This window comes from Nocardia sp. NPDC047654 (genome assembly GCF_043205035.1).
GTDB lineage: Bacteria > Actinomycetota > Actinomycetes > Mycobacteriales > Mycobacteriaceae > Nocardia.
Genome location: NZ_JBIDDF010000001.1, coordinates 1,316,351 through 1,329,250 on the forward strand (window position 1 = coordinate 1,316,351; position 12,900 = coordinate 1,329,250).

The 12,900-nt window shown below is 69.8% G+C and carries 11 protein-coding genes; 6 read left to right on the forward strand and 5 right to left on the reverse strand.

Annotated features, from left to right (window positions below; all coding sequences use genetic code 11):
• Positions 1-17: 17 nt before the first annotated feature.
• Positions 18-455 carry an Lrp/AsnC family transcriptional regulator gene (locus ACGF7Y_RS06235; protein ID WP_040867149.1) on the reverse strand — a complete coding sequence of 146 codons (438 nt, stop codon included), beginning with the start codon at positions 453-455 and terminating at the stop codon, positions 18-20.
• A gap of 136 nt (positions 456-591) precedes the next feature.
• Between ACGF7Y_RS06235 and ddaH the strand changes: the two genes are divergently transcribed.
• On the forward strand, positions 592-1,437 hold the full coding sequence (ddaH, locus tag ACGF7Y_RS06240; RefSeq protein ID WP_393229823.1) for a dimethylargininase: 846 nt from the start codon (positions 592-594) through the stop codon (positions 1,435-1,437).
• Positions 1,438-1,458: 21 nt separating this feature from the next.
• On the opposite strand, the gene cobG is transcribed toward ddaH, so the two are convergent.
• The 3 genes from cobG to ACGF7Y_RS06255 all read right to left on the reverse strand — a co-directional run bounded on the left by cobG (position 1,459) and on the right by ACGF7Y_RS06255 (position 4,119).
• The gene (gene cobG / locus ACGF7Y_RS06245; RefSeq protein ID WP_393229826.1) at positions 1,459-2,646 is read right to left on the reverse strand and encodes a precorrin-3B synthase; all 1,188 of its coding nucleotides are present in this window, start codon (positions 2,644-2,646) and stop codon (positions 1,459-1,461) included.
• Positions 2,647-2,695: 49 nt separating this feature from the next.
• Complete coding sequence (locus ACGF7Y_RS06250) at positions 2,696-3,580, reverse strand: alpha/beta hydrolase (protein ID WP_393229829.1); 885 nt, start codon at positions 3,578-3,580, stop codon at positions 2,696-2,698.
• A 77-nt stretch (positions 3,581-3,657) separates the two neighbouring features.
• The gene (locus ACGF7Y_RS06255; protein ID WP_393229831.1) at positions 3,658-4,119 is read right to left on the reverse strand and encodes a hypothetical protein; all 462 of its coding nucleotides are present in this window, start codon (positions 4,117-4,119) and stop codon (positions 3,658-3,660) included.
• A 141-nt stretch (positions 4,120-4,260) separates the two neighbouring features.
• Between ACGF7Y_RS06255 and ACGF7Y_RS06260 the strand changes: the two genes are divergently transcribed.
• The 3 genes from ACGF7Y_RS06260 to ACGF7Y_RS06270 all read left to right on the forward strand — a co-directional run bounded on the left by ACGF7Y_RS06260 (position 4,261) and on the right by ACGF7Y_RS06270 (position 6,686).
• Positions 4,261-5,313, forward strand: a complete 1,053-nt coding sequence (locus ACGF7Y_RS06260; protein WP_393229834.1) for a hypothetical protein — start codon at positions 4,261-4,263, stop codon at positions 5,311-5,313.
• Positions 5,314-5,435: 122 nt separating this feature from the next.
• Positions 5,436-6,236 carry an SAM-dependent methyltransferase gene (locus ACGF7Y_RS06265; RefSeq protein WP_393229837.1) on the forward strand — a complete coding sequence of 267 codons (801 nt, stop codon included), beginning with the start codon at positions 5,436-5,438 and terminating at the stop codon, positions 6,234-6,236.
• A gap of 9 nt (positions 6,237-6,245) precedes the next feature.
• Positions 6,246-6,686: a nuclear transport factor 2 family protein gene (locus tag ACGF7Y_RS06270; RefSeq protein ID WP_393229839.1), complete on the forward strand. Its 441-nt coding sequence runs from the start codon at positions 6,246-6,248 to the stop codon at positions 6,684-6,686.
• A gap of 127 nt (positions 6,687-6,813) precedes the next feature.
• Here the strand turns inward: ACGF7Y_RS06270 and ACGF7Y_RS06275 are convergent, their stop codons facing one another.
• Positions 6,814-8,370: an MFS transporter gene (locus ACGF7Y_RS06275; protein WP_393229842.1), complete on the reverse strand. Its 1,557-nt coding sequence runs from the start codon at positions 8,368-8,370 to the stop codon at positions 6,814-6,816.
• Positions 8,371-8,474: 104 nt separating this feature from the next.
• On the opposite strand from ACGF7Y_RS06275, the gene ACGF7Y_RS06280 reads away from it, so the two are divergent.
• Both ACGF7Y_RS06280 and cobN read left to right on the forward strand, forming a co-directional pair.
• Positions 8,475-9,158, forward strand: a complete 684-nt coding sequence (locus tag ACGF7Y_RS06280) for a TetR/AcrR family transcriptional regulator (protein ID WP_393229844.1) — start codon at positions 8,475-8,477, stop codon at positions 9,156-9,158.
• A 133-nt stretch (positions 9,159-9,291) separates the two neighbouring features.
• Positions 9,292-12,867: a cobaltochelatase subunit CobN gene (gene cobN / locus ACGF7Y_RS06285; RefSeq protein WP_393229846.1), complete on the forward strand. Its 3,576-nt coding sequence runs from the start codon at positions 9,292-9,294 to the stop codon at positions 12,865-12,867.
• Positions 12,868-12,900 lie beyond the last annotated feature (33 nt).

Here is a 12,900-nt window from a genome sequence, read left to right on the forward strand (position 1 = left end):
GCGCGGGCGCCGCCGGATCAGGTGCGCGGGCGCTCCAGAATCCGGGACATGACGATGGCGCTGCGGGTACGCCCGACCCGAGCGTTCTCCCGGATCCGTTCCACGGTCACCTCGATCTCGGCCATGTCGGTGGCCATCACGTGCACCAGCGCGTCGGCCTCGCCCGCGATCGTCCAGACACCGACCACCTGCGGGATCGGTTCCAGACTGCGTTTGAGTTCGGCCGGGGAGATGTTGTCGCGGTAGTACACCTCGACGTACGCCTCGGTCTTCCAGCCCAGCGCCGCGGGATTGACCAGCGCGGTGAACCCGGTGATCTGCTTGGCCGCGACCAGCCGGTCGACCCGCCGTTTCACCGCGGGCGCGGACAATCCGACCGCGCCACCGATCTCCTGGAACGAAGCGCGGGCGTTCTTCAGCAGTTGCGCGAGAATTCGCCGATCGAGGTCGTCCACATCACACCTTCTCGCTATGGAAGCAATGATTCGCTGTTTTCGGGCCGATATGCGCAACGGATCGTCATTTCTGGTGCAATGCTAGGCGCTCTACCGTCGAATCAGCCGAAAACCCACGCTCATACCGGGAGTTCCGTTGACCTCTGTAGCCACCCTCCCTGTCGAGTCCGCCGCTCGCCGTTCGTCGCCGCGCCGGTTCGTGATGTGCCGTCCCGATCACTTCGAGGTGGCCTACGCCATCAATCCCTGGATGAATCCCGCCGAGCCCGTCGACCGCGCGCTGGCGCTGACGCAGTGGGAGACGTTGCGCGCCACCTACGCCGAATACGGGCACGTCGTGGAGGTGGTGCCCGGCATCGCGGGCCTGCCCGACATGGTGTTCGCCGCCAACGGCGGACTGATCGTCGGCGACCGCGCCATGTCGGCCCGCTTCACCCACCCGGAGCGTGCCGCGGAAGGCCCGGCCTACCACGCCTGGTTCGCCGGATACGGCTTGCCGAATCTGGTGGCCGCCGCCGAATGCAACGAAGGCGAGGGTGACTTCCTCCTGGTCGGTGATCGGCTGTTGGCCGGAACGGGCTTCCGCAGCTCGCTCGCCGCGCACGAGGAGGTGTCGCGCCACTTCGGGCTGCCCGTGGTGTCGCTGGAACTGGTCGATCCGCGCTTCTACCACTTGGACACGGTGCTGCTCCCGCTGGACGCCGAAACCATCGCGTATTACCCGCCCGCCTTCAGCCCGGCGGCGCGCGCGGTGCTCGCCGCGCTCTATCCCGACGCGATCGTTGCCACCGACGCGGACGCCGCGGTGCTCGGGTTGAACGGAGTCTGCGACGGTTTCCACGTGTTCCTCAGCAGCGCGGCCACCGATCTGAGCGAAGCCTTGCGCGCTCGTGGCTACCATCCGGTGGGGATCGAGATGTCCGAGTTGCTGAAGGCCGGCGGCTCGGTCAAGTGCTGCACGCTCGAGATCCACGGCAGGTGACCGGCCGGTGCCGCCGGAGAGTCAATCGACGCGATAACCCTCGTCGGTCGCGACGATGTCGGTGACCTCGCCCTGCGGGCGGCCGCAGCGGCGGTCGCACCCCGACCAGTGCTGACGTCCGGCGACGGTGACCTCGGTCGCGGATATCGTCCGCGGGCCGTCGGCCGGATCGGCTGCCCCGGGCAGCACCCTTCCGGTGTCGACCGCGTCGGCCGCATCGGCCCGCACGTCGGTATGCGACTTCGCGCAGCCGGGCTGTCCGGCGCAGGCGCTGACCAGCAGCCACGGCGAGTCGGCGTCGAAGATCAAACCCATCGGCGCCAGCACGCGCACCACCTGTTCGGCGGCCCACTCCGCCAGGTCGGTGATCACCAGGCTGCGCCACGGAGTGACGAAGATCGGTCGCTGCACCGCGGCGAGGAACTCGGCGGTGCGGGCGGGCAGCGAGCCGAGGCGCACGCCCGCGCCGAGCCCGACCGCTCCGTTGTCCTGCTCCAGCCATCCGATCGGTACGCGATGTGTGGTGGAGAATTCGAGTCTTTCGGCGGTCGGGGACAAGCCGAGGCGATCGACGACGCGTTCGGCGCCGTGTTCGATCTCGTGCAGCCGCCAGCGGCCCGCGTCGTCGCCGCGCAGGTCCAGGAACGCGTGCGCGGCGGCGAGCGCGACGTCCACCGCGTCGGCGGCGCGCAGCCGCAGGCCGCTGTCGCCGCCTGCCAGCAGCAGGGCGAACTCGTCGGTCCCGGTCGCGTGTACCCCGATGTCGGGGCCGAGCCCACTGACATCTCCGCGTCCGTCGTCGAGGGTGAACAGCACCCGGCCGGGCAGGCCGGCCAGCCGCGGCGACGCGAGCAGGCCGGTGTCCAGCGCAGGAACCAGGGGGTGCACGTCCGCGAGGCCACCGATCCGGCCGGACAGCGGCGAGGCGATGATGTTGCGCACCCGTTCGTGCGTGGTGCTCGGCAGAAGGCCCGCGGCCGCGAGCCGGTCGGTCAGCGTCCCGGCGTCGCGCACCCGGCGTAATTGGACGTTGCCCCGGGAGGTGAGTTCGATGTTCCCGTCCGCCAGGTCGAGCGCGGCCTCGGCCAGCGCTTGCACCTGGGCGGGATCCAGGCGACCGCCGGGCACGCGGATTCGTGCCAGCGGCCCGTCGGCGGCCTCGTGCAGCCGCAGCACGCCCGGGCAGGAGTCAGGAGCGCGTCGTGTCATAGCGGCATCCAGCCTACGGTCGCGCGAGCCCGGCACAGCGAACGGCCGGTCACCCGCCGATCGAACGCACCCAGTCGATGACGGCGGCTCGATACTCCGCGGTGTTGCGCGCGAGATTCACCGAGTGCCCGCTGCCGGGCAATACGTACGTGCGCAGTCGTGCCGCCGGGCCGAAGAACGGCGCTTCGGTGGCGCGCAAGGTCTCGGCATCCGCGCAGACGGCGTAGCCGGGGCCGCAGGAGAGCCGGTCCAGACTGCCGTCGACGACCAGCACCGGGGCGTCGATGAAGTTGGTCATCGGCGGGAGGGTGGAGGTCAAACCGTCGGGATACTCCGTGGGCGAGAAGACTTCCTTGGTCGCTTCGTCGACGGCGAGTACTTCGGGATCGGCCGTCTCGGGGGCGAAGAAGTCGCCCGCGCGGGTACCGGGCCGAGTGGTCAGGTAGCCGGGGTCGTAGCCGCGCCCGCCGAAGAGCGGATCCTCGGCGGCTTGGTGGTAGGTCGCGATCACGCCGAGGACTTCGGGCACGTTGAGTGCGTGGGAGAAGCCGGTGAGCAGGACGCCGTCGACGTCCTGGTACGTGGTCGCCTCCAGGACGTCGATGCCCGAGCTGAGCGAATGGCCTCCGGTGATGACCTTGCCGAACGGCGGTGCGCCCGCGAGTCCCCGGCGCAGGGCTTGCACGATGTCGTGCAGGGCGCGAGCGGAAACCGTCGCCGTGACCTGCGTGCTCGGCGGCCTGGTGCTCGCACCGTTGCCGAGCCGGTCGACCGCCAGCGTCGCGATGCCCGCGGCGTTCATCGCGCGCCGGAAGTTGTAGGTCTCCGGCGCGTAGGGGAAATCCCAGTAGGTGTGGTTGTAGTTGGAGCCCGCGATCAGCACCATGACGGTATCGGTGGCGCCCGCGGCGGGAGTGCACAAGGAACCGGCCATTTCCCCGAGCGGCACGGGAAGAAAAACCGCTTCGCAGCGGCCCGGCGCGGTGTCGTCTGCGTGGGCGGTACCGGGTGTCAGGCAGAGCAGTACTGCGGCCGCGGACGCGACGATCGACCGTAGCGAGGTTCGCACGCGACGCAGGCTATGCCCGAATGCCATGGCGCGCAATACCTGTCGCCGACGGCCCGGACTTCACCCGAAGGATGTGACAACAGCCGTCGCGGCAATTGATTTCCGGACTCGAGCAGTCGATCGCCCTCCGGCGGAACGAGTGTGGCGAAGTCGAATTCGGCGGCTCCGTCGTCGACCGCTTCGGCGACGACCTCGAACGAGCGGGCGTCGATGGCGGTACACCCCAGCGCGGCGAGACCGGCGAACCGGTACTCACTGTCGGCTTCGCGCATCGCGTTGTCGAGGTCTTCGCGAGTGTCGTAGATCGTGATCGAGAAGACGGTGTTGTCCTGCCGATCGATGAAGCGCCTTCCGAGCCGGAGCCGGTCATGCCTGGTGACTGTCGGCGAATGACGATACCGCACAGAATGGTCGGTGGCTGTCGCATAGTTGATGCCGCACGCGTGCACCCGGCCGCGCCCGATATCGCGTCGGGAGCGGATGTCCGGGACGACGCGGTGAACGAGGAGCGCGGGAACATGGGTGCGACGGGGCAAGGGGCGGGTATGCGAACGGTGCACTTCGTCGGTAGCTTTCCGGCCGAGAGCACGGATGTCGCGATGAAGGCCATGCTGGACAGCGTGGGGGCGCGGCTGCGTACCCTGCCGACCGGGGAGACGCGGCGCTACGAGTTCTACATCCAGCCGATTATCGAAGACCTTGTCACCCAGGGTGTCCTGGCGGTGAAGAAGCCGGGGACGTGGCGGTCGAGCCGGGACCGGACGATTCATCGCGTCGCTCGCGGCGCCGAATTACGCGGGGAAATCATGGATCTCGGATATCTCCGGGAGGCAGAGGAGGCACTGCCGATTTTCCGCGAACTGCGTGGCATGCGCGAGTTGCCCGGCCTCGCGCTCCAGATCGGCATGCCGACCGATTTCACCCTGACGTTCATCGCCATGGGAGCCGCCGGTCTGCGGCGCCATCGCCGAGCATTCTTCGACGCCACCGTGCGCGAGATCGCGGCCATCCGCGCGCTGGCCGGCGACGACGTCGTCGTGCAGTTGGAGGCCACCGCGGAACTGGTGCTCACGGCGAGGGCGCAGCCGTCGCACCGGCTGGTCGATCGGGCGCTGGGACTGGGCGAGGGGATCGCCGCGCTGGCCGCGGCCGCTCCCGAGGGGACCCGTTTCGGTGTGCACCTGTGCCTCGGCAGCCTGCGCAACAAAGCCCGGGGAAAGTTGCGTGATGCCCGGCCGCTGGTCGATTTGGCCAATTCCGTCGTCCGGAATTGGCCGCGGGGGCGCATCCTGCAATTCGTACACGGCCCGGTCGCCGCGGGCGACATACCGCCGTCGGCCGATCCGGAATTCTATGCGCCGCTGGTGGATCTGGCTTTGGCGGCGGGCACCGATTTCTATGCCGGGTTGGTGCACGATGTTCCTGCCGAGGCACAGCAGTTGGAGACGTTGCGGACTCTGGAGCATGCGCTGGGCCGCCCGGTCGACGGAGTCGCCTGCGCGTGCGGTCTGGGCCGTCGCCCCCGCCCGGTGGCGGACCTACTCATGGCGAGGGCCGAGGTGCTCGCGGCGGCGACTTGGTCCGGGAGGCAACGGTAATTGACTCTCCCACAGCGCTTTCGACCGGCAGATGTTCGCTGCGCCGGAACGAATGGCGGCGAGGGGAAGGGGCAGTTCGTTACGAACCCGACCGGAGTGATCGAAACGGTACGGTGTGCGGCATGGAGCGAGCACCGCGGGGCGTCGATCCGAATCTGCCGAATTCCGCCCGGGTATACGACTATCTGCTGGGCGGCAAAGACAACTACGAGGTCGACCGGGTGGTCGCGCACCGCATGCTGTCCATCGCACCGGACACCCGCACGTTGGCCTGGTTCAGCCGGAAGTTCCTGGTGCGGGCAGTCGAGCTGGCCGCCGAGGCGGGGATCCGGCAGTTCATCGATCTCGGCGCGGGTATCCCGACCTCACCGAACGTGCACGAGGTCGCCCGCAGAATCGATCCGTCGGCGCGGGTGGCGTACGTCGATTTCGACCCGGTCGTGTACGCGCACTGCGGAGCCCTGCTCGCCGGGGCCGAGGGGGTCACGGCCATGCTGGGCGACGTGCGCAGGCCGGACGACATTCTCGATCGGCTGCGCGACGAAGGGGTGATCGACTTCGGTGAACCGGTGGCGATCACGCTCGTCGGGGTCCTGCACTTCGTGATGGACGACGAGGACCCGGCCGGGATCGTCGCCCGCCTCGGTGCGGCCATGGCGCCGGGAAGCCACCTGGCGTTCACCCACGGCTCCGCCGACAGCGATCCGGACTTCATCACGCAGTCGTCGTCGGATACCGCCAACTCCTCGGCCCAGGTGGTCTACCGGTCTCCGGCCGTGGTGGAGTCGTTGTTCCAGGGCTTCGAAATGATCGGTCCCGGTGTGGTTCCGCTGCAACGGTGGCTCGACGACGATCTTCCGGACACCGGACTCGTGCTGCCGGGCGGGATGGTCCGCAAGACCTCGCACGCCCGCGCCGACTAAGGTCGCCGTATGTCCGAAATCTCCACCCTCGCCGACCGGCTCGCCATCATCGATGTGATCACCAAAATGTTCGTGTACACCGATCAGAAGCGCTGGGAAGACTTGTCGGCCGAGGTCTTCACGCCGAGCGTGGATTTCGACGGCGGGTTCGGCGGGCCGGTCGGGGAGCGGGCCGCCGCCGACATCATCGCGGATTGGCGCACCGGCCTCGCCGACCTCGACGGGGTGCATCACCAGTCGGGCAACCATCTCATCGATCTGGACGGTGACACGGCGCGCGTGCACGCGGACGCCATCGCGGTGCACGTCAAGAACGCCGCGGTCGAGGGCAAGACCCGCACCTTCGTCGGCAGCTACTCCCTCGGCGTCGAACGCACGGCGGACGGGTGGCGGGTCAACCGATTCCACTACCACCTCAAGGTGATCGACGGGAACGCGGACCTGGTGTAGGTCCGGTGTGTGCGCGGGGGGACCGTTCGGCGACCCGGATCGGGTTCGCGCAATCGTCTCGCGTGCCGCTGTCACATCGGCGACGGTGTCGTGCTGTTCGGTCGTGCCGCGGCGGCATCGCGAGCTGTCATCGGGGCGTCGTCGGTTGCGTTTCCGGCCGCGCGACCGCGGGTTTCGCTTCCGCGCGCGACCGTCCCGGCGCCCACACGCCGATCGGTATCGCGGCGACGAGGGTGAGAATGCCCAGCGCCAGCGCGGATTGCTGGGCGCCGTAGACGAAGGCGGACTCGGCGAACTCGGCCAGGGGCGCGGCTTGCGGGCCCACCCGCTCGGTGACCTGCAGCGCCGCGGCCAGTGAGTCGCCGACCGGTTCGCGAATCTGTTCGGGCACCTGCGGCAAGGCGGGCGCGATGCGGGTGCTGTAGCCGGCGGCCAGGATGCTGCCCGCGATGGCGATGCCGACCGCCGCGCCGACTTCGCGCGCCGCGTCGTTCACCGCGGCGGCGACGCTGTGTTTCTCCACCGGGGTGCCCGCGATGATCGCGGCCGTCGCGGGTGCGGTGCACAGTCCGGTACCGCTGCTCATGATCAGGAACGGCCAGAGCAGATCGACGTAGGTGCTGTCGACGTCGAGGCCGGAGAGCGCGATGAGCGCGATTCCGATGATCGCCAGCCCGCCGGCCATCGGTAGCCGCAGTCCGGTCCGTTCGGCCAGCCGGGGCGCCACCGCGGAGATCGCCACCATCGGCACGACCATCGGCGCCATCGCCAGCGCCGACATCAGTGGCCCGTACCCGAGGATCAGCTGCAGGAACTGGACCATCAGCAGGAAGGTCCCGAAGCACACGAGGAACTGGAGGGTCACCGCCGCGGTCCCCGAACCGAAGCCTCGATGGGTGAACAGGCGCACATCCAGCAGCGGGTGTGCCACCCGTGTCTCCACCACCACGAACGCCGCCGCCGCCAGCACCGCGACGACGGCCGTGCCGATCACCAGCGGATCCAGCCAGCCACGCTCGGGCGCCGCGATCGCGGCCACTACCAGCGATCCGACGGCCGCGGCCGAGGTGAGCGCGCCCCACAGGTCCACCGCGGGACGTGCCCGGTCGACCGATTCCGGCAGCGTGAACCCCGCGATCATCAGGAGCAGGCCCGCGATGGACATGGCGAGCAGGATCGACGCCCACGACCACTGCTCGAGCAGTAGGCCCGACCCGAGGATGCCCAGCACCGCTCCCGCGCCGGCCACACCCGCCCACAGCCCGACGGCATTGCTCCGCCGTGACTCGGGAAATCCGGCGGTGATCAGCGACAGCGTCGAGGGCATGACCAGAGCGGCCCCCGCACCGGCCACCGTCCGGCCCGCGATCAACCAGCCGGGCGTATCGAGCAGTACGGGCGTTGCCGAGGCCGCCGCGAACACGAACAGCCCGGTGATCAGGACGGCGCGCCGCCCGTACCGGTCGCCGAGCGCGCCCGCCGGAAGAACCAGGCAGGCCAGCGCCAGGGTGTACCCATCGATGACCCAGGTGAGCTGCTGCTGACTGGCTCCGGTGGCGGCGGCGATCTCCGGCAGTGCGGTGTACAAAGCCGCCATCGACGCGACGACCAGGGCCACGGTGGCACAGGAGATCGTCAACATCCAGCGCTGAGCGGCTGACAAACGTCTCGTGGTGGACTCCATGGCGCCTCCCCGGCAGAACAAAACTGTCAGTATCGCTACGCTACTATCAGTAGCATAAGTGGGCGGGGTGGCGATAGGCGTCGCGAAGGAGGAATGTTCGACCCATGACCGGTGCCGCAGAACCGCCCCCGCACCCTGACCCCGGTGACGAGGTCGATCCGCGCAAGCTGCGCTCCCGGGCCAGGCTGCTCGACGCCGCGACGGCGCTGTTGAAATCCGGTGGGCTGGAAGCGGTCACCGTCGAAGCGGTGACGACCATGTCCAAGGTCGCGCGCACCACGCTGTACCGGCATTTCGACAACGCCGTGCAGTTGCGCGCCGCCACGCTCGAGCGGCTGCTCCCTCCGGTCATCGAGGCGCCGCCGGACGGTCCGCTGCGGCAACGGCTCACCGAATTGCTCAGCAGGCAGGCCGCGGTCGTCAACGAGGCCCCGTTGCAGATGTCCACGCTGGCGTGGCTGGCCACCGGCGAGCGCGGCGCGTCCGGTGCGGGTCCGGCGTTCACCTCGCTGCGCCAGCGGCTCATCGAGCAGTACCGCAAGCCGTTCGATCAGCTGTTCGGCGATCCGGAGGTGCGCGCCCAACTCGGCGAGTTCGACGTGACGCTGGCGCTGACCCAGCTCGTCGGCCCGATCGTCTTCGCCAGGCTGGTCGGACTCGCGCCGACCACCCCGGCCGAATGCGCGCGGCTCGTCGACGACTTCCTGGCCGCCCGGTCGAGCGACCGCGAACGCCGGACGGTGCAGCGGGGCGGACGCGTGGACGAGCCCGGCCCGAACGGCGGGTAGCATCGGCGTGCTCGGCGGACGACGAGGAAACCGGTGGAAGTCCGGTGCGGTCGCGCCACTGTAGAAAGCCAGACCCTCCCCGGCGAGCAGCGAACCCCCCGATGGGCGCGTCACCCGAGGAAGGCTGCCACCCGTGATTGTGTTGTTGTCCACGTCCGACACCGATCTGCTCAGTGCCCGCGCCAGCGGCGCCGACTACCGCTGGGGGAATCCGGCTCGCCTGCTGGTCGACGACCTGCCCGGCCTGCTCGACGGCGCCGATCTGGTGATCGTGCGCATCCTCGGTGGCAAGCGGGCCTGGGAGGACGGGCTGGAGGCGCTGCGCGCGAGCGGGATCCCGCTCGTCGCGCTCGGCGGCGAGATCGCCCCGGACGCCGAATTGATGGAGTGCTCCACCGTGCCGGGTGGTGTCGCGGCCGACGCGCACAACTACCTCGCCGCCGGCGGCCCGGAGAACCTGCGCCAGCTGCACAATTTCCTGTCCGACACCGTGCTGCTGACCGGCCACGGTTTCGAACCCCCGATCCAGTTGCCCAGCTGGGGCGAACTGGACCGGGTCGCCGCCGCGCAGGCCGACGGGCCGACGGTGGCGGTGATCTACTACCGCGCTCAGCATCTGGCGGGCAACACCGCCTACGTCGACGCGCTGTGCACCGCGATCGAACAGGCGGGTGCGCGGGCGCTGCCGCTGTACTGCGCGTCGCTGCGCACCCCCGAACCCGAGTTGATCGCGACCCTGCGCCGCGCCGACGCGCTGGTGGTGACGGTGCTGGCCGCCGGCGGCACCAAGCCCGCCACCGCGTCGGCGGGCGGCGAGGACGAGGCTTGGGATGTCGGCGCGCTCGCCGACCTGGACGTGCCCATCCTGCAAGGGCTGTGCCTGACCACCGGCCGCGCGCAGTGGGAGGCCAACGACGACGGGCTGTCACCGCTGGACGTCGCCACCCAGGTCGCGGTGCCGGAATTCGACGGACGGATCATCACGGTCCCGTTCTCGTTCAAGGAATTCGACGCCGACGGCCTGTCCACCTATGTCCCCGATCCCGAGCGCGCCGCCCGGGTCGCGGGCATCGCGACGCGCTACGCGCGGCTGCGCCACATCCCCGCCGCGCGCAAGCGTATCGCGGTCATGTTGTCGGCCTACCCGACCAAGCACGCCCGCATCGGCAACGCCGTCGGCCTCGACACCCCGGCCAGCGCGATCCGCCTGCTCACCGAAATGCGTGCCGCCGGTTACGATCTCGGCGCACCCGGCGAGATCCCCGGCCTGGACGAGCGGGACGGCGACGCCCTCATCCACGCCCTGATCGCGGCGGGCGGCCAGGACCCCGACTGGCTGACCGCCGAACAGCTCGAGGGCAACCCGATCCGCATCGGCGCGGCCACCTACGCGGCCTGGTTCGACACCCTGCCCGGCGACCTGCGCGACGCCGTCGTGGAAGCGTGGGGCCCGCCGCCGGGCGAACTCTACGTCGACCGCTCGTCCGACCCGGGCGGGGAGATCGTCATCGCCGCGCTGCGTTTCGGCAATGTCGCGCTGATGGTGCAGCCGCCGCGTGGTTTCGGCGAGAACCCCGTCGCGATCTACCACGACCCCGATCTGCCACCCAGCCACCATTACCTGGCGGCCTACCGGTGGCTCGGATCGCCCGACGGTTTCGGCGCGGACGCGATGGTGCACCTGGGCAAGCACGGGAACCTGGAGTGGCTGCCGGGCAAAACGCTCGGCATGTCCGCCTCGTGTGGAACCGATGCCGCCCTCGGCGACTTGCCGCTGATCTATCCGTTCCTGGTGAACGACCCCGGTGAGGGCACCCAGGCCAAGCGGCGCGCGCACGCCACCCTGGTGGATCACCTGATCCCGCCGATGGCCCGGGCCGAAAGCTACGGCGACATCTCACGTCTCGAGCAGTTGCTCGACGAGCACGCCAACATCTCCGCGCTGGACCCGGCCAAGCTGCCCGCCATCCGCCAGCAGATCTGGACGCTGATGCGCGCCGCGAAGATGGACCACGACCTCGGCCTCACCGAGCGCCCGGACGAGGACTCCTTCGACGACATGCTGCTGCACGTCGACGGCTGGCTGTGCGAGATCAAGGACGTGCAGATCCGCGACGGCCTGCACATCCTGGGACAAGCCCCGGCGGGGGAGAGCGAACTCGATCTGGTGCTGGCCATGCTGCGCGCGCGCCAGCTGTGGGGCGGCGAGCGCACCGTGCCCGGTCTGCGCGAAGCCCTCGGCCTGGACGAGTCGGGCGGGGAGGCGCGCGAGCGCGTGGACGCCGTGGAGGACCGCGCCCGCGCGTTGGTCGCGGCGTTGCAGGCGGCGGACTGGTCGGCCGAGGCGGTGGACGGCATCACCGACAACCCCGAGGTGCGCCGGGTACTGCGGTTCGCGGCCACCGAGGTGGTGCCGCGCCTGCGGCAGACCGGCGTGGAGATCGAGCGGGTGCTGCACGCGCTCGACGGCGGGTTCATCCCGGCGGGCCCGAGCGGTTCGCCGTTGCGCGGCCTGATCAACGTCCTGCCGACCGGACGCAATTTCTACTCGGTCGATCCCAAGGCCGTGCCGTCCCGGCTGGCCTGGGAGACCGGGCAGGCCATGGCGGAATCCCTGCTGGAGCGCTACCGCGCCGATCACGGCGAGTACCCGCGGTCGGTGGGCCTGTCGATCTGGGGCACCTCCGCCATGCGCACCTCCGGCGACGACATCGCCGAAGTCCTCGCGCTGCTGGGCGTCCGGCCGGTCTGGGACGAGGCGAGCCGCCGCGTCAGCACGCTCGAGGTGATCCCGCTCGCCGAACTCGGCCGTCCCCGCATCGATGTGACGGTGCGCATCAGCGGCTTCTTCCGCGACGCGTTCCCGCACGTGCTCGCCCTGCTCGACGATGCGGTCCGCCTGGTCGCCGACTTGGACGAGCCGGACGAGGCGAACTACGTGCGGGCGCATGCCCAAGCCGATCTCGCCGAGCACGGCGACCGGCGGCGCGCCACCACCCGCATCTTCGGCTCCAAGCCCGGCACCTACGGGGCCGGCCTGTTGCAGCTGATCGATTCGAAGAGCTGGCGCACCGACGACGACCTCGCGCAGGTGTACACCACCTGGGGCGGCTACGCCTACGGACGCGACCTCGACGGCGCGCCCGCCGCCGAGGACATGCGCGGCGCGTACCGGCGGATCGCCGTGGCGGCCAAGAACACCGACACCCGCGAGCACGACATCGCCGACTCCGACGACTATTTCCAGTTCCACGGCGGCATGGTCGCGACGGTGCGGGCGCTGACGGGCAAGAACCCGGAGGCCTACATCGGCGACAGCACCCGCCCGGACGCGGTGCGCACCCGGACGCTGTCCGAGGAGACTGCGCGAGTGTTCCGGGCCCGGGTGGTGAACCCCCGGTGGCTCGAGGCGATGCGCAGGCACGGCTACAAGGGCGCGTTCGAAATGGCGGCGACCGTCGACTACCTGTTCGGCTATGACGCCACCACCAACGTGGTAGCCGATTGGATGTACGAGAAGCTCTCGGAGAGCTACGTTTTCGACGAGGTGAACCGGAAGTTCATGGAGCAGTCCAATCCTTGGGCGCTGCACGGCATTGCCGAGCGGCTGCTGGAGGCGGCCGAGCGCAAACTGTGGGAACACCCCGAATCGGACACGCTCGATCGACTGCGGCAGGTCTACTTGGAGACCGAAGGGGAGCTGGAGTAGCGGGAGCCGCCTTCCCGTCCTCCCCTGGATGAC